The sequence below is a fragment of the Pseudomonas sp. Y5-11 genome (assembly GCF_022368695.1).
Lineage (GTDB): Bacteria > Pseudomonadota > Gammaproteobacteria > Pseudomonadales > Pseudomonadaceae > Aquipseudomonas > Aquipseudomonas parakoreensis.
Map to the genome: position 1 here is coordinate 644100 of NZ_CP058974.1, position 18467 is coordinate 662566.

19 protein-coding genes and 1 pseudogene are annotated in these 18467 nt (G+C 58.7%); 10 read left to right on the forward strand and 10 right to left on the reverse strand.

Translation table 11 applies throughout. The features are described 5' to 3' along the window. Positions 1 to 46: 46 nt before the first annotated feature. The 3 genes from spoT to HXW87_RS02930 all read left to right on the forward strand — a co-directional run bounded on the left by spoT (position 47) and on the right by HXW87_RS02930 (position 3371). Complete coding sequence (spoT, locus tag HXW87_RS02920; RefSeq protein WP_041071922.1) at positions 47 to 2152, forward strand: bifunctional GTP diphosphokinase/guanosine-3',5'-bis pyrophosphate 3'-pyrophosphohydrolase; 2106 nt, start codon at positions 47 to 49, stop codon at positions 2150 to 2152. Between the two features lie 24 nt (positions 2153 to 2176). Beyond that, positions 2177 to 2557 (forward strand): RidA family protein, encoded by a 381-nt coding sequence (locus HXW87_RS02925; RefSeq protein WP_003229509.1) that lies wholly within the window; start codon positions 2177 to 2179, stop codon positions 2555 to 2557. A 73-nt stretch (positions 2558 to 2630) separates the two neighbouring features. Next, positions 2631 to 3371, forward strand: a complete 741-nt coding sequence (locus tag HXW87_RS02930; protein WP_027610405.1) for a hypothetical protein — start codon at positions 2631 to 2633, stop codon at positions 3369 to 3371. Positions 3372 to 3508: 137 nt separating this feature from the next. Here the strand turns inward: HXW87_RS02930 and HXW87_RS02935 are convergent, their stop codons facing one another. Then, complete coding sequence (locus tag HXW87_RS02935; protein WP_047297278.1) at positions 3509 to 4366, reverse strand: SDR family oxidoreductase; 858 nt, start codon at positions 4364 to 4366, stop codon at positions 3509 to 3511. Positions 4367 to 4554: 188 nt separating this feature from the next. Between HXW87_RS02935 and exbB the strand changes: the two genes are divergently transcribed. The 6 genes from exbB (at position 4555) to HXW87_RS02965 (ending at position 11395) form a co-directional block, all read left to right on the forward strand. Continuing rightward, positions 4555 to 5511 (forward strand): tonB-system energizer ExbB, encoded by a 957-nt coding sequence (gene exbB / locus HXW87_RS02940; RefSeq protein WP_108184206.1) that lies wholly within the window; start codon positions 4555 to 4557, stop codon positions 5509 to 5511. A gap of 6 nt (positions 5512 to 5517) precedes the next feature. Further along, a complete protein-coding gene (gene exbD, locus HXW87_RS02945; protein WP_047297280.1) occupies positions 5518 to 5946 on the forward strand; it encodes a TonB system transport protein ExbD in 429 nt (142 codons plus the stop codon). Next, positions 5943 to 6692 (forward strand): energy transducer TonB, encoded by a 750-nt coding sequence (locus tag HXW87_RS02950; RefSeq protein WP_047297281.1) that lies wholly within the window; start codon positions 5943 to 5945, stop codon positions 6690 to 6692. Before exbD ends, HXW87_RS02950 begins: the two co-directional genes overlap by 4 nt. Before the next feature lie 208 nt (positions 6693 to 6900). Then, complete coding sequence (locus HXW87_RS02955) at positions 6901 to 7830, forward strand: hydrogen peroxide-inducible genes activator (protein WP_007962352.1); 930 nt, start codon at positions 6901 to 6903, stop codon at positions 7828 to 7830. Between the two features lie 9 nt (positions 7831 to 7839). Further along, positions 7840 to 9915: an ATP-dependent DNA helicase RecG gene (gene recG, locus HXW87_RS02960; RefSeq protein WP_239778409.1), complete on the forward strand. Its 2076-nt coding sequence runs from the start codon at positions 7840 to 7842 to the stop codon at positions 9913 to 9915. Positions 9916 to 9994: 79 nt separating this feature from the next. Continuing rightward, positions 9995 to 11395, forward strand: coding sequence for an aminoacyl-tRNA deacylase and HDOD domain-containing protein (locus HXW87_RS02965; protein ID WP_007962347.1), 1401 nt, complete (start codon positions 9995 to 9997; stop codon positions 11393 to 11395). Positions 11396 to 11666: 271 nt separating this feature from the next. Here HXW87_RS02965 and HXW87_RS02970 read toward each other — a convergent pair whose 3' ends face one another. Then, positions 11667 to 12050, reverse strand: coding sequence for a helicase (locus HXW87_RS02970; RefSeq protein WP_182403034.1), 384 nt, complete (start codon positions 12048 to 12050; stop codon positions 11667 to 11669). Between the two features lie 518 nt (positions 12051 to 12568). On the opposite strand from HXW87_RS02970, the pseudogene HXW87_RS02975 reads away from it, so the two are divergent. Next, positions 12569 to 12939: pseudogene (locus HXW87_RS02975) on the forward strand (DUF6124 family protein). A 57-nt stretch (positions 12940 to 12996) separates the two neighbouring features. Here the strand turns inward: HXW87_RS02975 and HXW87_RS02980 are convergent. The 8 genes from HXW87_RS02980 to HXW87_RS03015 all read right to left on the reverse strand — a co-directional run bounded on the left by HXW87_RS02980 (position 12997) and on the right by HXW87_RS03015 (position 18385). Next, positions 12997 to 13425, reverse strand: coding sequence for a hypothetical protein (locus tag HXW87_RS02980; RefSeq protein WP_239778410.1), 429 nt, complete (start codon positions 13423 to 13425; stop codon positions 12997 to 12999). A 12-nt stretch (positions 13426 to 13437) separates the two neighbouring features. After that, on the reverse strand, positions 13438 to 14025 hold the full coding sequence (locus HXW87_RS02985) for a lysozyme inhibitor LprI family protein (protein ID WP_239778411.1): 588 nt from the start codon (positions 14023 to 14025) through the stop codon (positions 13438 to 13440). 38 nt (positions 14026 to 14063) lie between these two features. Then, positions 14064 to 14522, reverse strand: coding sequence for a cell division protein (locus HXW87_RS02990; RefSeq protein WP_131670743.1), 459 nt, complete (start codon positions 14520 to 14522; stop codon positions 14064 to 14066). 96 nt (positions 14523 to 14618) lie between these two features. Continuing rightward, positions 14619 to 15746 carry a hypothetical protein gene (locus HXW87_RS02995; RefSeq protein ID WP_236170288.1) on the reverse strand — a complete coding sequence of 376 codons (1128 nt, stop codon included), beginning with the start codon at positions 15744 to 15746 and terminating at the stop codon, positions 14619 to 14621. 78 nt (positions 15747 to 15824) lie between these two features. Next, positions 15825 to 16037: a hypothetical protein gene (locus HXW87_RS03000; RefSeq protein ID WP_239778412.1), complete on the reverse strand. Its 213-nt coding sequence runs from the start codon at positions 16035 to 16037 to the stop codon at positions 15825 to 15827. Positions 16038 to 16103: 66 nt separating this feature from the next. Beyond that, a complete protein-coding gene (locus HXW87_RS03005) occupies positions 16104 to 17468 on the reverse strand; it encodes a lysozyme inhibitor LprI family protein (RefSeq protein WP_239778413.1) in 1365 nt (454 codons plus the stop codon). Positions 17469 to 17488: 20 nt separating this feature from the next. Beyond that, a complete protein-coding gene (locus tag HXW87_RS03010; RefSeq protein ID WP_131670746.1) occupies positions 17489 to 17950 on the reverse strand; it encodes a hypothetical protein in 462 nt (153 codons plus the stop codon). A gap of 9 nt (positions 17951 to 17959) precedes the next feature. Continuing rightward, positions 17960 to 18385: a hypothetical protein gene (locus HXW87_RS03015; protein ID WP_131670747.1), complete on the reverse strand. Its 426-nt coding sequence runs from the start codon at positions 18383 to 18385 to the stop codon at positions 17960 to 17962. Positions 18386 to 18467: the final 82 nt, after the last annotated feature.

Below are 18467 nucleotides of genomic sequence, written 5' to 3' on the forward strand. Positions count from 1 at the left end.
GTCGACGTAGCACGGCGCGGGAACACAGCCTACGGCAGGAGTCATCATGCCGAGCATAGACGCCCTCGCCGATCGCTTATCGACCTACCTCGGCAACGACCAGGTCAACCTGGTCCGCCGAGCGTATTTCTACGCCGAACAAGCCCACGACGGCCAACGCCGCCGCAGCGGTGAGGCGTACGTCACGCATCCGCTTGCGGTGGCGAATATTCTTGCCGACATGCACATGGACCATCAGAGCCTGATGGCGGCGATGCTGCATGACGTGATCGAAGACACCGGTATCGCCAAGGAAGCGTTGCAAGCGCAGTTCGGTGAGACCGTGGCCGAACTGGTCGACGGGGTCAGCAAACTGACCCAGATGAACTTCGAGACCAAGGCCGAAGCCCAGGCCGAAAACTTCCAGAAGATGGCCATGGCCATGGCCCGCGACATTCGCGTGATCCTGGTCAAACTCGCGGACCGCCTGCACAACATGCGCACGCTGGAGGTGCTGTCCGGGGAAAAACGCCGGCGCATCGCCAAGGAAACCCTTGAAATCTACGCGCCCATCGCCAACCGGCTGGGCATGCACGCGATTCGTATCGAATTTGAAGACCTCGGCTTCAAGGCGATGCACCCGATGCGTTCCGCGCGGATCTACCAGGCGGTCAAACGCGCCCGGGGCAACCGCAAGGAAATCGTCAACAAGATCGAAGAGTCCCTCGGCCATTGCCTCGCCATCGACGGCATCCAGGGCGAAGTCAGCGGACGCCAGAAACACCTCTACGGCATCTACAAGAAAATGCGCGGCAAGCGTCGAGCCTTCAACGAGATCATGGACGTCTACGCGTTCCGGATCATCGTCGACAAGGTCGATACCTGCTACCGCGTGCTGGGTGCTGTGCATAATTTGTACAAACCGTTGCCGGGGCGCTTCAAGGATTACATTGCGATCCCCAAGGCCAACGGCTATCAATCGCTGCACACCACGCTGTTCGGCATGCACGGCGTGCCGATCGAGATCCAGATCCGCACCCGCGAAATGGAAGAGATGGCCAACAACGGCATTGCCGCCCATTGGCTGTACAAGTCCAGCGGTGACGAGCAACCGAAAGGCACTCACGCCCGCGCCCGCCAGTGGGTCAAAGGCGTGCTGGAAATGCAGCAACGTGCCGGCAACTCGCTGGAATTCATCGAGAGCGTGAAGATCGACCTGTTCCCGGACGAGGTCTATGTGTTCACGCCCAAAGGCCGGATCATGGAGCTGCCCAAAGGCTCTACGGCGGTCGACTTTGCCTACGCGGTACACACCGACGTCGGCAACAGCTGCATTGCCTGCCGGATCAACCGCCGTCTCGCACCGCTGTCCGAACCGCTGCAAAGCGGCTCCACGGTCGAGATCGTCAGCGCGCCCGGCGCACGGCCGAACCCGGCGTGGCTCAACTTCGTGGTCACCGGCAAGGCGCGCACGCACATCCGTCACGCGCTGAAACTGCAGCGCCGCTCCGAGTCGATCAGCCTCGGTGAACGCCTGCTGAACAAGGTACTCAACGGTTTCGACAGCGCGCTGGAGAAGATCCCGGCCGAGCGCGTCAAGGCAATGCTCGCCGAATATCGCCTGGAGCTGATCGAAGATTTGCTCGAAGACATCGGCCTGGGCAACCGCATGGCCTATGTCGTGGCGCGCCGTCTGCTCGGCGAAGGCGAACAGCTGCCGAGTCCGGAAGGGCCGCTGGCGATTCGCGGTACAGAGGGCCTGGTGCTGAGCTACGCCAAGTGCTGCACACCGATCCCGGGCGACCCGATTGTCGGCCACCTGTCGGCGGGCAAAGGCATGGTCGTGCACCTGGACAACTGCCGCAACATCAGCGAAATCAGGCACAACCCGGAAAAATGCATCCAGCTCTCGTGGGCCAAGGATGTCACCGGCGAATTCAACGTCGAACTGCGCGTCGAGCTGGAGCACCAGCGCGGCCTGATCGCGCTGCTGGCCAGCAGTGTCAACGCGGCCGACGGCAATATCGAGAAAATCAGCATGGACGAGCGCGATGGCCGCATCAGCGTCGTCCAGTTGGTGGTCAGCGTCCACGACCGTGTGCACCTGGCCCGCGTGATCAAGAAACTGCGCGCCCTGACCGGGGTCATCCGCATCACCCGCATGCGTGCCTAATTCACACCTAACAAGGAGTCATACATGACCAAGACTGTTATCACCAGCGACAAGGCCCCAGCCGCCATCGGTACTTACTCCCAGGCGATCAAGGCCGGCAACACTGTCTACATGTCGGGCCAGATTCCTCTGGATCCAAAGACCATGGAGCTGGTTGAAGGCTTCGAAGCCCAGACCGTCCAGGTGTTCGAGAACCTCAAAGCCGTGGCTGAAGCTGCCGGCGGTTCGTTCAAGGACATCGTCAAGCTGAACATCTTCCTCACCGACCTGAGCCACTTCGCCAAGGTCAACGAAATCATGGGCAAATACTTCGACCAGCCTTATCCGGCCCGCGCCGCCATCGGCGTTGCAGCCCTGCCGAAGGGTTCGCAAGTCGAAATGGATGCCATCCTGGTCATCGAGTAATGCACACGGCGCAGCCTTCAACCGCTGCGCCGACTGCTCTGCGGTAAAGAAAAGGTTTTGAAAGGATTCCACCATGCGCAAAGCGCTTGCTCTCTCGCTGCTCGCCATTTTCCTCGGCGGCTGTGCCAGCGACCCCGCCGACCGTGACATCAGCGGCACCTGGATCAACCAGGTGGCGATCGATGCCGCTGCCAAGGGCGGTCCCCTGCGCGAAGCGCTTCAGGCCTATGGCCCGAACCTGGAGTGGGACGTCAATACCAAGGCCGGTCAGGCCCGCTACACCAACGGTTTCGAGAACGTCGAAGGACGGCTGCAGGGCGAACAGTCCGGCGCCTGGAAAGTCGACTTCTATGGCAGCTCCGGTAGCGAGCTGAAACGCGACGGCGGCCGGATGAAACAAGCCGCCACCGAGAACGAGCCGGATCAGTTGTTCGATCGCGCGCAAATCCCCGTGCCGGAAGGCGCACCAATCGGCGCCAGCTTCGAACGCGCACTGTATTCAGCCTATCTGGGCGGCAGCTGGAAGATTGCCAGCGGCGACGGCGAAGGCAACACCGTGCAATTCCAGGCCGACGGCCAGGTGTCCGGCCTGCCCGGCGCCGACCGTTATGCGCTGTGCCTGGCAGGCGACTGCGCCTCGATGAACAGCGACCACGACAGCATGTGGCTGCAGCTCAACGGCCAGGGCAACAACTGGATCTTTGCCCGCAAAGGCAAGGCGCTGGAAATCTTCCAGGCAGTGAATACCGCACTGGCGGATGAAATGCCGCAGTTCACCCCGGGTGAGCGCAAGTGGTTGCTTGAGAAACAGTAACCGCGCCTGAGAACAATACATAACCCTGTGGGAGCAAGCTTGCCCGCGATGAGGCCATCAGACTCAACACTTTAGTTGACTGCCAAGCCGCCATCGCGGGCAAGCCCGCTCCCACAGTGGTTTGTGGCGTTAGAAAGTCAGCACTTGCCTTCAAGAATCGCCGCATAACCTTCGCGGTAACTCGGATATTTCGGCGTCCAGCCCAGCGCCTTCGCACGAGCATTGCTGCAGCGTTTACTGCCAGTGCGGCGTACGCTGGCGTCGTCAGCCCATTCGGTAACCCCCAGATACTCCCGCAGCCAGGCGACCACTTCGGCCAGCGGTGCCGGCGCATCGTCCACACCAATATAGATATCCTGCAACGGCTTGCCCTGATGAGCCGCCTGCAGCAGAAACGCCATCAGCCCCGCCGCGTCATCAGCATGGATGCGATTGCCGTACAGCGGCGGCTCGACCGCTACCCGATAACCACGACGCACCTGGGTCAGCAGCCACTCACGCCCCGGGCCGTAGATACCGGTCAGGCGCACGATGCTCGCCGGGATACCGCTGTTCAGCGCCACTTGCTCAGCTTCGAGCATCAGTCGCCCGGAGTATCCGCTGGCGACAGTCTCTGAATTTTCGTCGACCAACTCTCCTTCCTGCTGCCCGTACACACTGCTGCTGGACACGAACAGCAGTCGCTCAGGCACCTGGCCAAAGTCATTCAGCCAGCTCAGCACATTCTGCAAACCCTGTACGTAGGCAGCGCGATAACCGGCTTCATCGTGATCGGTCGCCGCCGCGCAATACACCAGATAGTCCACCGCCCCGAATGGCCAGTTTTCCGGGCAATCTTCCTTGAACAAATCACCAGCAACGCCGATGACGCCGTCCGGCAAACGCGACACATCACGGCGCAGACCCTGCACCTCCCAGCCGGCGGCCAACAATTGCGTAGCCAGACGACTGCCGACATCACCACAACCGGCAATCAAAACAGAAGGCGCGGACATCAAAAAACTCCCGAAAGAAAGGAACAGACTAGCCCTCGTACAGGACGAACGGCTAGCAATGAAGGAAAAAAAGAAACTCTATTACTTTTGTTAACAAGAATTACTTGCAATAATGCACCCCACTTTTGTTCTCGGCCTTACGAGGCCTGGAAGAGCATTACCGTTTTTCTACCTCAGGTCCGGCCAGCATGACACGTAATCAAAACCCCGCTTCGCCAACCAAACGACCTCGCGCCTTCAGCGCAGTGGCGGCCCTGCTGCTCAGCCTGATGCTGGCACCGACCGCCGCTTTCGCCGACGCACAAGCGCCAACCGCTCCGGCTGCCACCGAACAGCACGCACCAACTGCAGCCGCGCCAGCCACCACTGACCCGGTGCAGGCAGTAGACGCCGCCCCGGCAGATGCCCCTGAAGTGCTCGAACCCGACAACACCTTGGGCATGGCCCACGACCTGTCGCCATGGGGCATGTACCAGAACGCCGACATCATCGTGAAAATCGTAATGATCGGTCTGGCCATCGCTTCCATCATCACCTGGACCATCTGGATCGCCAAAGGCTTCGAGCTGATGGGCGCCAAGCGGCGTCTGCGTGGTGAAATCGCTGCCCTGAAAAAAGCTGCCACCCTCAAGGAAGCCAGCGCCACTGCGGCAAAGGAAGGCACCCTCGCCAACCTGCTGGTGCACGACGCCCTCGAAGAGATGCGCCTGTCGGTCAACAGCCGCGAGAAGGAAGGCATCAAGGAGCGCGTCAGCTTCCGCCTTGAGCGTCTGGTCGCCGCCTGTGGCCGCAACATGAGCAGCGGCACCGGCGTCCTCGCCACCATCGGTTCCACCGCGCCGTTCGTCGGCCTGTTCGGCACCGTGTGGGGCATCATGAACAGCTTCATCGGCATCGCCAAGACCCAGACCACCAACCTTGCCGTCGTGGCGCCGGGCATCGCCGAAGCGCTGCTGGCCACCGCGCTGGGTCTGGTTGCTGCGATTCCTGCGGTGGTGATCTACAACGTGTTCGCCCGCTCCATCGCCGGCTACAAGGCGCAGGTGTCCGACGCTTCGGCGCAGGTCCTGTTGCTGGTCAGCCGTGACCTCGATCACCAGCCTGAGCGCAGCAGCTCGCAACCACACATGGTGAAAGTGGGGTAATCGGCCATGGGCCTGCATTTGAAAGAAGGCGCAGACGACGATCTGGCCGAGAACCACGAAATCAACGTCACGCCGTTCATCGACGTGATGCTGGTGCTGTTGATCATCTTCATGGTGGCCGCGCCACTGGCCACTGTGGACATCAAGGTCGACCTGCCGGCCTCGACCGCCAAACCGGCGCCGCGCCCGGAGAAACCGGTGTTCCTCAGCGTTAAAGCTGATCAGCGCCTGTACATCGGCGACGATGAAGTGAAAGCCGAAACCCTTGGCGCCGTGCTCGACGCCAAGACCCAGGGCAAGAAAGACACCACCATCTTCTTCCAGGCCGACAAGGGCGTGGACTACGGCGACCTGATGAGCGTGATGGATAAACTGCGCTCGGCCGGTTACCTGAAGGTCGGTCTGGTGGGCCTTGAGAGCGCAGCCAAGAAATGATCACGACGCGCCATAAGCTGACGCGTTACAGCGGTAGCCTGGCCGTGGTGCTGGGCGTTCACGCGCTGGCCATCGCGCTGGCGCTGAACTGGACCGCCCGCCCGCCCATCGAACTGCCGCCGCAGGCAATGATGGTCGAGCTGGCACCGGTTCCGACCCCGCCACCGCCTGCTCCGCCGAAAGTCGTCACACCGCCGCAGCCACCAGCTCCGGTCGAAGAGTTGCCGATTCCGAAACTGGCTGAAGCACCCAAGGCCGAGATTGCCGTACCAAAGCCCAAACCCAAGCCAAAGCCGAAACCGCAGCCGCCCAAACCGGTGGAGAAAAAACCGGAGCCGGTGAAGGAAAAACCTTCCGAGGAAAAACCGGCGGAGACACAGCCGACCCAGGCACCGACGGAGAAATCCGCCCAGCCGGCACCGGGACCGTCGCCCGCACAAATGGCCGCCAAGGCCAGCTGGCAAAACACCCTGCTCGCGCACTTGGGCAAGTACAAGAAGTATCCGGCCAGTGCACAGGCTCGGGGCAAGGAAGGCGTGAACCGTTTGCGTTTCGTCGTCGACGCTGAAGGCAATGTGTTGTCGTTCGAACTGGTCGGCCGCTCGGGCAACGCCGACCTGGATCGGGCCACCCTGGAAATGATCCGTCGCGCACAACCGCTGCCCAAGCCGCCGGCCGATATGCTGAACAACGGCTCGATCGAAATTGTGGCGCCGTTTGTGTACTCGCTGGACCGTCGTCGTTAAGTAGCAAGATCAAAAGATCGCAGCCTTCGGCAGCTCCTACAGGTATTCGCCCCCTGTAGGAGCTGCCGAAGGCTGCGATCTTTTGTTTTTCAGCTCATCCATACGGCAAACTCACATTGCCCGGTGTCGCATTCCTCACTCAGTCTGATAACGTGCGTCTATCGATTGCAGCCGTTATGCTTGGCCCGCAACTTCATGGACGCTCGCTATGACCCTCACAGAATTACGCTACATCGTTACCCTCGCCCAAGAGCAGCACTTCGGCCACGCCGCCGAGCGTTGCCACGTCAGCCAGCCGACTCTCTCGGTGGGCGTGAAAAAACTTGAAGACGAACTCGGTGTGCTGATTTTCGAGCGCAGCAAAAGCGCCGTACGCCTGACCCCGGTCGGCGAAGGCATCGTCGCCCAGGCGCAGAAAGTCCTGGAGCAGGCGCAAGGCATCCGTGAACTGGCCCAGGCCGGCAAGAACCAGCTGACCGCCCCGCTGAAAGTCGGTGCGATCTACACCGTCGGGCCGTACCTGTTCCCGCACCTGATTCCGCAACTGCACCGGGTCGCCCCGCAGATGCCGTTGTACATCGAAGAAAACTTCACCCACGTGCTGCGCGACAAACTGCGCAACGGCGAGCTCGATGCAATCATCATCGCCCTGCCGTTCAACGAAGCCGACGTGCTGACCCTGCCGCTGTACGACGAGCCGTTCTACGTCTTGATGCCAGCCCAGCACCCGTGGACGCAAAAAGAATCCATCGACCCGGGCCTGCTCAATGACAAGAGCCTGCTCCTGCTCGGCGAAGGCCACTGCTTCCGCGACCAGGTGCTCGAAGCCTGCCCGACCCTGACCAAGGGCAACGACGGCGCCAAACACACCACGGTGGAATCCAGCTCGCTGGAAACCATCCGCCACATGGTCGCGTCCGGTCTGGGCATCTCGATCCTGCCGCTGTCGGCGGTGGACAGCCATCACTACGCCCCCGGCGTGATCGAAGTGCGGCCGCTGTCGGCGCCGGTGCCATTCCGCACCGTCGCCATTGCCTGGCGCGCCAGCTTCCCGCGGCCGAAAGCCATCGAGATCCTCGCCGACTCCGTTCGCCTGTGCTCGGTGGCCAAGCCCGCCGCGCCGGTTACGGCCGGTTAAGCCAGGGTCATGACTGAGCTGTCGCAAGTGTCGGTGACGGCACTCAAGGGTGTCGGCGAAGCCATGGCCGAGAAGCTGGCCAAGGTCGGCCTGGAAAACCTCCAGGACGTGCTGTTTCACCTGCCGCTGCGTTATCAGGATCGCACCCGCGTGGTGCCGATCGGCCACTTGCGCCCGGGCCAGGACGCCGTGGTCGAAGGCACTGTCAGCGGCGCGGATGTGGTCATGGGCCGGCGTCGCAGCCTCGTCGTGCGCATGCAGGACGGCACCGGCGGCCTGAGCCTGCGCTTCTATCATTTCAGCAATGCACAGAAAGAAGGCCTCAAGCGCGGCACGCGGATTCGCTGCTACGGCGAAGTCCGGCCCGGCGCTTCGGGGCTGGAAATCTACCACCCGGAATACCGCGCCATCACCGGTGACGAACCGCCGCCAGTGGATGAAACCCTGACCCCGGTCTACCCACTCACCGAAGGCCTGACCCAACAGCGCCTGCGCCAGTTGTGCATGCAGACCCTGACCCTGCTCAAGCCGAACACCCTGCCCGACTGGTTGCCGACCGAACTGGCCCGCGACTACCAACTGGCGCCGCTGGCCGATGCGATCCGCTACCTGCACAATCCGCCCGCCGACGCCGACGTCGATGAGCTCGCCCTCGGTCATCACTGGGCCCAGCATCGCCTGGCGTTCGAAGAACTGCTGACTCACCAGCTATCGCAGCAGCGCCTGCGCGAAAGCATGCGCTCCCTGCGCGCACCGGCGATGCCGAAAGCCACGAAACTGCCGGCAAAATACCTGGCCAACCTCGGCTTCAACCCGACGGGTGCCCAGCAACGCGTGGGCAACGAAATCGCCTACGACCTCAGCCAGCACGAACCGATGCTGCGCCTGATTCAGGGCGACGTCGGCGCGGGCAAAACCGTGGTCGCCGCCCTCGCGGCACTGCAAGCGCTGGAGGCCGGTTATCAGGTCGCACTGATGGCGCCGACCGAGATCCTCGCCGAACAGCACTTCATCACCTTCAAGCGCTGGCTCGAACCGCTGGGCATCGACGTCGCGTGGCTGGCCGGCAAGCTCAAGGGCAAGAACCGCGTCAGCGCACTGGAACAGATCGCCAGCGGCACGCCGATGGTGGTCGGCACCCACGCGCTGTTCCAGGACGAAGTGCAATTCAAGAATCTGGCGTTGGTGATCATCGACGAACAACACCGCTTCGGCGTCCAGCAACGCTTGGCATTGCGGCAGAAAGGCGTCGGCGGGCGCATGTGCCCGCACCAACTGATCATGACCGCCACGCCGATCCCGCGCACGCTGGCGATGAGCGCCTACGCCGATCTCGACACCTCGATCCTCGACGAACTGCCGCCCGGTCGCACCCCGGTCAACACCGTGCTGGTCACCGACACCCGCCGCGTCGAAGTCATTGAACGGGTGCGCAGCGCCTGTGCCGAAGGGCGTCAGGCCTATTGGGTGTGCACGCTGATCGAAGAGTCGGAAGAGCTGACGTGTCAGGCCGCCGAAACTACTTTCGAAGACCTCACCGCCGCCCTTGGCGAGTTGAAAGTCGGGCTGATCCACGGGCGCATGAAACCAGCGGAAAAAGCGGCAGTCATGGCTGAATTCAAGGCCGGCAATCTGCAACTGCTGGTTGCCACCACCGTGATCGAAGTCGGCGTCGACGTGCCCAACGCCAGCCTGATGATCATCGAAAACCCCGAGCGCCTCGGTCTCGCGCAGCTGCACCAGTTGCGCGGCCGGGTGGGTCGAGGCAGCGCGGTCAGCCATTGCGTGCTGCTTTACCATCCGCCGCTGTCGCAGATCGGCCGTCAGCGCCTGGGCATCATGCGCGAGACCAACGACGGTTTCGTCATCGCCGAAAAAGACCTCGAACTGCGCGGCCCTGGCGAAATGCTCGGCACCCGTCAGACCGGCCTGCTGCAATTCAAGGTCGCCGACCTGATGCGCGACGCCGACCTGCTGCCCGCGGTACGCGATGCCGCGCAGGCGCTGCTGGAGCGCTGGCCGACTCACGTCAGCCCGTTGCTCGACCGCTGGCTGCGCCATGGGCAGCAATACGGCCAAGTGTGAGCACCGTCGCAGTTTGTGAAGGATCGTTCCGACAGAGCTGGTTATACTCCTGCCATTGTTTCAAAAACGGATACAGACCATGACTGACGCAGCTCTCGCCCCCGAACTCCCGCACGCGCCGTCTGTAATTCGGCTGCTGCTCGGCAAGCTGGGTATCGCCTACGAAGAAGTGCTCGACCACCACGGCCTCAATGCTTCGCGCAAGGTACAAGCCGTGTTGCTGGACGACGCCGTGGGCGCGCTGATGGTGCTGTTTCCGCAGAGCCAGTTGCTCGACCTCAATCGCCTCGCCGAGCTGACGGGCCGGCGCCTGACCGCAGTCTCGACCGAGCGCCTGGAAAAGATGCTCGGCAAACACAGCCTGAGCCTGCTGCCGGGCCTGCCGGCACTCACCAGTTCGCCGTGCCTCTACGAAGAAAGCCTGCTGCGCGAGCCGAAGCTGCTGATCAACTCTGGCGAGCCGGGCGTGCTGCTGGAAATCACCAGCGAAGCCTTCAAGACCATGCTGACCAAGGCCAGCGCCGCCAACTTCGGCGAAGCCCTGAGCAGCATCCGCCCGAACCTCGATCGCCCCGACGATGACCGCGAGGAAATTACCCAGGCCGTGCAGGCGTTCACTGCACGCCGGATCCAGCAGCGTCTGGAAGCGACCATCGAGATTCCACCGCTGGCCGAGACGGCGCAAAAAATCATCAAGCTGCGCGTCGACCCCAACGCCACCATCGACGACATCACCGGCGTGGTCGAAACCGACCCGGCGCTGGCTGCACAAGTGGTGAGCTGGGCGGCGTCGCCGTACTACGCCTCGCCGGGCAAGATCCGTTCGGTGGAAGACGCGATCGTTCGCGTACTGGGCTTCGATCTGGTGATCAACCTCGCGCTGGGCTTGGCCCTCGGCAAGACCCTGAGCCTGCCGAAAGACCATCCGCAACACACCACGCCGTACTGGCAGCAATCGATCTACACCGCCGCCGTCATCGAAGGCCTGACCCGCGCCATGCCGCGCGCCCAGCGCCCGGAAGCCGGCCTGACCTACCTCGCCGGTCTGCTGCACAACTTCGGTTACCTGCTGCTGGCCCACGTGTTCCCGCCGCACTTCTCGCTGATCTGCCGCCACCTGGAGGTCAACCCGCACCTGTGCCACAGCTACATCGAGCAGCACCTGCTGGGCATCAGCCGCGAACAGATCGGCTCGTGGCTGATGCGCTACTGGGACATGCCCGATGAACTGGCCACCGCCCTGCGCTTCCAGCACGACCCAAGCTACGACGGCGCCTACGCCGAATACCCGAACCTCGTCTGCCTGGCCGTGCGCCTGCTGCGCAGTCGCGGCATCGGCTCCGGCCCCGACGAAGACATCCCCGACGCCCTGCTCGAACGCGTCGGCCTGACCCGCGACAAAGCCAATGACGTGGTCAGTAAAGTCCTCGAAGCCGAAGTCCTGCTGCGCGAACTGGCCTCGCAGTTCAGCCAGGCCTGAACCCAAACAGGCCCGCTCCCCCAAGGTTTACACACCCCTGCGGGAGCGAGCCTGCTCGCGAAGAATCCACCTCAACCCAACTGACTCAGCGAAACCCTGTGGTGAGGGGATTTATCCCCGACCGACTGCGCAGCAGTCGCAAACCCAGCCAACAGGGTGCGTCAGTTATATCGAGGTCTCGGGTTTTGGGGCCGCTGCGCAGCCCATCGGGGATAAATCCCCTCACCACAACAGCCCCTCCACTCAAGCCCTTCTACTCAAGCACATCTACTCAAGCCTTAGGCTTGGCTTTCCTCGGCTTCAAATACTTCATCAACCCCTGAAACCACATCACCAGCGCCGGATTCCCCTTCAGCTGGATCGACTTGTCCTGAATCCCCTGCATGAACGCCAGCTGCTTGTTCTTCGCCTGCATCGTGGCAAAGGCATAACCCGCATCCTTGAACGCAATCGCAAACGCCGGCTCCGCCACCACACCAGACTTGCTGGTAACGCGCTGATTCTTCACCACGAAATGCCGCGCCACTTTCCCGTCCAGCGTCTGCAGCTGAAACACCAGATTCTTGTCACCCAACTGCTGCTGGAACGCAGGATTTGTCCGGCTGGCCTTCCCCATCAACAAACCCATCATCCACAGAAGAAAACGAAATTTCATGCGCACAGCCTCAAAAGGAAAATGAACGGCCGAGGCAGTGTAAGGGATTCGAACGATAACGCCACTATCCGCCGCTATTGGAAGATGATGCAGACCATTTCCCGCACGATGACCGCCAAGTCACACGTCTGCACCCACCGTCCTACACCTGTTGAAACACATCCCTGTAGGAGCTGCCGAAGGCTGCGATCTTTTGATCTTCCAGCCTGCAAACCTATGGGAAATTTCCTGCAAAGCGTGGTGTTGTGCGTGAACTAGGCAGGATGAGGGTTCATCGATAGCCTCAATAGGTCACCACGAATTGGTGATACGGACGTGCAAGTCCGGCGGGAGTCCACATTGGTTATGGCAATTCGCCGAGCGTTTTCCTATGCTCGCGGATCGTTATGGCTGCTGTGTATGGGAGGCCTTCGGGTCTGCCGGGTGACTCCACCGGTCTTGCACACCTATGCACAGCTGCCACCACTTTCGAAGTGCGAGCGAAACGGTGTCGGCTCCTGAAACTGGAGTAAGACCGAATGATCAAACCAACACCCAATCCCCCCGAAACCCCAGACATATCGCCCTACGAATCGCTGGAATCCAAGAAACTCCACGAAGCCGCCGAACGCGCCCTCGACCACCACTTCAAACCGCGCACCGAATCCCAACCCAAACGCGAAACCGGCCTCTTCAGCCTCGCCCCCGGCACCGACGCCGAAGCCCTGATGGCCAACGCCTCCGAAGACCTCCTGTCCATCAGCGCCATCGCCTGCGACCTCGCCGACGACCTCACGACTCCCGCCGCTCGGTCGCGCTGGCCCTGAGCAGAATGGCAGACGGGGTGCGATTGATGGTGGAAGGGACGCTCGATCATATTGAAGTGCGGAACCTGGCAGCCAAGTCGTAGCGGGATTTACGGATGAAAAAAGGGGACGTTAAGTCCCCTTTCTGAATATTCCCTGCCTCACCACTGACAGCCTGTTTCTGACGAAGCGTCCATGGTGATGTCTTGATCGAATGAGTACTTCTTACCGGATTTGTAATTCGTGTAGGTCATCCCGTAGATTCGGGCACCTTGGCTGACCATTTCGTATTCGCCTGTCAGCGATCCTTCGGAAACCTCCACCCAGATTGTCGTGAACTGAGAGGGGCGCCCTTCCTCCATGACTTCCTCTTCGACACCCCGGTAGACAAGGGGAATCGCCTTTGGGGACTTTGTGTATCTAACCCCTGCTCCACTCCAGCGGGAGACCGTGTCGTAATAGGATCGAAACTCGAAATTGATGTTCTTGCCTCCCAACGAACGGAAGCAAGAAACCTCGGTAGTAATCTCACCGTGGGCAGTCAGCGGTATCAGGAGAAGCGCAGAAATAAACGCAGACGAAGATTTCAAACCAACCATTCCTTAGCGGTTCATGGGTAATTGAAAGCGCATCCTCACCGCGCAGTAGGCGACGTCTTCACGCAACAGACGGCCAGCCATCTCACAATGCCCGTCTGCGTACTTCTTCCAAAGCGGATCATCGAACACATCCCCTCCCAGCCGCTCAATCGCGGCCGCTAAGTCTCTCTCATGATCCTTCCCCGCAATCGCAGATGCCGCCTTGTAAAAGCCATCTAGCGGTAAGCCCGTCTGCAGAGCAATCAACTCTCCCAACCGGGCATTGGTCGTTTGCATCAGGCACCCAAGCCTCTCGATTGGCGCCTCAGCGCCCGGCAAAGTGGATTGATAAAGCTCCTCGCAAAACGACTCTTTGAAACGCACCCAGTTCTTTTGCACATCTCTCAGATGGCTCTGCTCCGCAGGAGCCAAACTCGTCAGCGCTTTTTTATATTGCTCGTTCAACACAGCGTCGACCTTCTCGAAGGTTTGCTGCCCGCAAATGATCAAGTCGGGGTTGGAAAAGCTGTCTGGATTACACACTTCTGCGGCAAGTGCCGCAGTAGAGGTTGCCAATGCCAAGCAGCAGAGAAGAATCGAAAATCCTTTCACGCTATAACTCCTTCGATACCAATATGCCCAATGCGCATTTATTGAGCGATTTTTCGGCGGTCCTGGATATACAGCCAGATCAACGGCGGCAATAGCACGAGCAACGCAAAACCGTCGAGCCACAGGTGCGACCAGACCTGCCGTTGCGCTGAAAGCCACATGTCCTGCGGTGCCCATAGCAGGATGCCGGCGATCAACCATTCCCACACTGCCGGGGCTTTCAAGCGACTGCCCAAGTGCACCAGCGCGAGCATGTACAGCGAATAACTTTGCAGCGTTGCGCCGAACAGCGCGAGCCACCAGACCTGTTGTTCGTAGCCGGCGGTGGGAACCGCATCGGCGCCCCAGAATGCGAGTTCGAGGGTGTGCAAATAGCCGTCGAGTAAACCGGAGTGACCGGCCCAGGTCAGGGTGAGGCCGGCGAGAATGTGCACGATTGCGGCTACGTAAAGCCAGAGCACTAACGCTGGGCGGAGCGAGGTAGAGAGGGCTGGCATTCCGTGTCCTGAGCGCATTACTTGGGGTGGAGAGTTTAAAGGAAGGACAACATAAAAAATCCAAAAAACTTTCTAAGGCATATTTTTAAGTCGTACTTATTCTTCAAGTGAGATAGCCATTTTCAGAGTAGATCCATTCAGATAAACGATTGCCTCGCGCCCGTTAATATCGATGGGCGTAGGATTCTGAATCATTCCTTCATCACTGGCCTTCGCAATTTTCGTCAGCGTCTTATCCGCAACATTGGCACGCCAGACAGTTTCATCGCCATTCTTGAAATAAAACGTCGGCCTTGATTTACTCCAGATTGGATTATAAATATTCCAACCAGCATCCGGCCGACCAACCGGAGCTATCGTTTCATACCCTGGGGTATGCGAATAATACGCTTGCAACTTTCCATACTCTCCACCCCAGCCGAATGTCAAACCACTTACAGCATTTTCATTAGTATTTGGCCACTGCTGAAACAACAAACTACTTTCAACCGGCGGCAGCTTGGAGCCGAGTTTATAAACCATCCCCCGCAACTGATTTTTCGAAAGCTGCTGTCGATAGTAAAACGATCCGTCCAGAATTCCCGCAAACCTTTTGCCTTCGTCATTCGACCCCAGACTCAGAGCACCATCAAAACCGATATCTTTCGCAATCGTGTGCAGTACTTGCCTGTCATTGCGATCAACGTACTCATAAAGATTGCCCCTGTACGCAATCATCGCTGGATCAAAATGCCCTTCAAATACGATGACATGCAACATGCCTGAGATTGTTTCGGCGGAGATTAAAAATCGTTCGACAACCCCCTTTTCATTGGGAAGCCATGCTAAATCAACGACCTTCCATGAGCGCTCAGACTGCGTATATGGCTTATCGCCCAACATCAACTTAATATCTTTCTGGGTCGGCCTAGGCGCAATAGGAACCGGCGACAGAAATTGTATCTGCTGAGCATAAGCATCCTCTAAACACTCAACTGACTCACAAGAGTTACGCTCCGACTCCAACCAATCGCTTTCGATTACTTGAAAAGCCCGTCGACTCTTTAACGGCTTGAAAAACTCACTCAACTTTTCATCCATTATGGACAAAGATGGAGAATTACAAATTTTCTTTTCTACGTCCGTTGAAGCCTTGCCGCAATCGAAACTCGCGGAAAGTGCGAACGAGCTAAAAAATAGAAAGGTTAACGATAAAAATCTTGGAAGTGAATATGTATTTTTCATTGAGTCCGTCATCAGAGAATTTTTTTAACAAGCGCCACATACTTCGAAAGTAGAACCTTGCAATACAACAAACACATCCTATTCATTTATTTTTTTCATTTTATTTTCCGCTAACCTGTCTGTTGGCCAGACACTTTGCATAGCCGTTGGCGAATTTGGCATCTGCGACTGACCCGACGCATTGCCCACCGAGACAACACTTGCGGCGGCATGACTAGCCTGCGCGAAAGCTGCAATGCCGATCAGCAATACCCGCAGATATCGACGACTCACGAAATCCGGAATCGACAAGTCAGGCACAGTTCCATTCACTTAGATTTAACGGCAAAGAATCGCGACACATCCGCGCTCCGAATTTCAAATGCAGTGGCTCGCCTTGATCGGCTCTGGACCTTGCGACTTCAATCGCGCCACGTTGTCGATGCTCAACCGGTGACCTTTATCAGCCGCCATTTGATAACAGGCTAACGCTCGGGACATATCCTTTGTTCCCAACTCGCCACCCTCAAAAGTAGAAGCCAGATAACTCATCGCCTCTATGGAGCCCATGTTGATTGCTCGAATGACCTGCTCTTCTGCCTGCTTGGGATGGAGGCAAGGACCGTCGTAATCGGTGGAGTTCCCCATACAAAAAAACGAGGCATAACCCAATGCACCACTCGGCGTCTTTGACGCGGCTTGGAACAAAGCCTCAACTTTGCTGGTTTCCAGCTGGGACGCCATCTGCGAAAGGCTCAGTCTTGCCGCTGACTCGCTCGCCTCTGGATCACCTGACTCTGCTGCGCAGACATAATTTTCCAGAGACGCTTCAATCAACTCCACAGTTAGACGGTACTGCTCAAGAAACCCTAGCCCTCCTAAAGCCTCGGCACGTTGTTCGCAGAAGTTCTCGGCGCGGCTCATTCCGGGTTTACGTGTTGCGACAAGATCATTCTCGCTGATCGACCAGTCTTCGACGCCCTCAAGCACCCAACATGCCTGACGTGAGAAGTTGAAGATTTTTACATTGCTGTTGCCCGCCCGCTTATCGATCACGTTGACGTGACTGTCATCGACCTCTTCAATCTCGACTCCCGGTGTCTTGCCGGGTGTGATGGCGGCCATCAGCGGATAGGTGAAGGAAGCTTCGCTGACGCCCGAGGTCGAAGGCTCAAAGGTACTACGGTCCTTGCCTGCAACCGGCTTCAACACAAGCGATTTGACTGTCATCGCAGTGAGACGGCGCTGTGATTCACCGCTGGCGGAAAACGCTGTCAGGAAAGCAGGGAATTCCTCCGAAGGACAAGCGCCGTTGGCCGGCGCTGTCGAAGTGCTCTTGTCGGGTGCAAGTGCAGGGACAATCTTGTCCAGATACGCCGAGCGTTCGCGACTCATTCTGGCGATGCACGAGTTGACCGCGAACACATGTGCCGGCACCCCCGTCTCGATCTCGAATGCCTCCAAAGGGCAGTTCGCATCGCGCAACTTCAGCCATGCACGTTGCGACTCTTTAATCTTCGCTGCGTACTCCGCTCCCAATGCCGGATCCGCTCGATAATCAGACTCAAGCCGCGCCATCAATTGCTTGTAGATGAGGTTCAACTGCGTATCGGCAGCCTTCTTCGCCGCTTCCGAGCAGGGCACCATTTCCAGGCTTGAGCTGACATGGCTGCAGTCATCCTGCGCGTACACCGCTGAGAGTGGCAGCAGCACGGCCAGCAGGGTAAAAATAAAACGTTTCACTGTGTTCTTCCTTGATTCATTCAGGCTTTGCGTTTGGTGAATCGGGTGACGCATTGCTTGGGTATGTTCATTTCCCAGTAGGCGCTGAGCAACGCTTTACGCTTTTTGTCGACGCGCAAATTAACGAAGCCATCGCCGCAGTCCGGCCGCAATTCTTCGAAGGTGCCGGTTCTGGCTTGGTAAATGAACACCCGGTAGTAGTCGTAAGTGCCCATGCCGTCATCAAGCTGCCAGATTGCGAAATCCTTGGCACCGTCGAAATTGTAATCATCGATCTGCACATGGAGTTCGTTTACGGCTTCAAAATCGATAGTTCGCGACTCGTTATGCAATGCGCCTTTAACCGCGACGTTCAGCGTGGAGCCTTCGAGAACCAGTGTTGCTTCGACGCCTTTGTTTGGGCTGAACGTAGTGGTTTCGGCTAACACCGGCATCGTCCACAGCAGGCCGAGCAGTGATGCTGCTAGAGTTTTTGATCTCATGTACTCGCCCTACCCCCACTTGCATCCGGACTCCAAAGAGGAATCGACGCTGGTGTTATTTCCAAAGTAGTAAACCTTGCCGTTGGACTTCTTCGTGTACGTCATCGAGACGATATGCGTTCCTTGAGTCACGAGTTCGTAGGTCCCTGAGACCTTGCCGCTGATGACTTCAGACCAGCTTCTGGTGCTCTGCCAAGGGGCATCGGCGCCGAGCATTTCGTTCTGGGTATCCGTCAACACAATGGAAATTGGCTCGCTGGACTTGGCGTACTTTACGAAGCCGCCTGACCATTTGCTGGAAGCGTCGTAAAAGGTACGGAATTCGAACTTCACCGGGCTCGTTTTGGATAGTTCGAAGCAGAGTGATTCGCTGGTGACTGCGCTGTGGGCGGCAAAAGGAAATAACGCCAAAAAACAAAAATATGAGTTTTTCATATTTATTGGAACTCGTTAACCACGTACGATTTCTCAAGCAGCCGATGTAGTATTGCTATAAAAAAGTTGGCAGTTTTATTTA

Bases quoted from the DNA above. Each gene is read 5' to 3' on its own strand.
- HXW87_RS03015 (WP_131670747.1), bottom strand. From the start codon at position 18,385: ATGAAAAACTCATATTTTTGTTTTTTGGCGTTATTTCCTTTTGCCGCC.
- HXW87_RS02930 (WP_027610405.1), top strand. From the start codon at position 2,631: ATGCGCAAAGCGCTTGCTCTCTCGCTGCTCGCCATTTTCCTCGGCGGC.
- HXW87_RS02970 (WP_182403034.1), bottom strand. From the start codon at position 12,050: ATGAAATTTCGTTTTCTTCTGTGGATGATGGGTTTGTTGATGGGGAAG.
- recG (WP_239778409.1), top strand. From the start codon at position 7,840: ATGACTGAGCTGTCGCAAGTGTCGGTGACGGCACTCAAGGGTGTCGGC.
- HXW87_RS02995 (WP_236170288.1), bottom strand. From the start codon at position 15,746: ATGAAAAATACATATTCACTTCCAAGATTTTTATCGTTAACCTTTCTA.
- HXW87_RS02935 (WP_047297278.1), bottom strand. From the start codon at position 4,366: ATGTCCGCGCCTTCTGTTTTGATTGCCGGTTGTGGTGATGTCGGCAGT.
- HXW87_RS02955 (WP_007962352.1), top strand. From the start codon at position 6,901: ATGACCCTCACAGAATTACGCTACATCGTTACCCTCGCCCAAGAGCAG.
- HXW87_RS02965 (WP_007962347.1), top strand. From the start codon at position 9,995: ATGACTGACGCAGCTCTCGCCCCCGAACTCCCGCACGCGCCGTCTGTA.
- HXW87_RS02950 (WP_047297281.1), top strand. From the start codon at position 5,943: ATGATCACGACGCGCCATAAGCTGACGCGTTACAGCGGTAGCCTGGCC.
- HXW87_RS02925 (WP_003229509.1), top strand. From the start codon at position 2,177: ATGACCAAGACTGTTATCACCAGCGACAAGGCCCCAGCCGCCATCGGT.
- HXW87_RS03010 (WP_131670746.1), bottom strand. From the start codon at position 17,950: ATGAGATCAAAAACTCTAGCAGCATCACTGCTCGGCCTGCTGTGGACG.
- exbD (WP_047297280.1), top strand. From the start codon at position 5,518: ATGGGCCTGCATTTGAAAGAAGGCGCAGACGACGATCTGGCCGAGAAC.
- HXW87_RS02990 (WP_131670743.1), bottom strand. From the start codon at position 14,522: ATGCCAGCCCTCTCTACCTCGCTCCGCCCAGCGTTAGTGCTCTGGCTT.
- exbB (WP_108184206.1), top strand. From the start codon at position 4,555: ATGACACGTAATCAAAACCCCGCTTCGCCAACCAAACGACCTCGCGCC.
- spoT (WP_041071922.1), top strand. From the start codon at position 47: ATGCCGAGCATAGACGCCCTCGCCGATCGCTTATCGACCTACCTCGGC.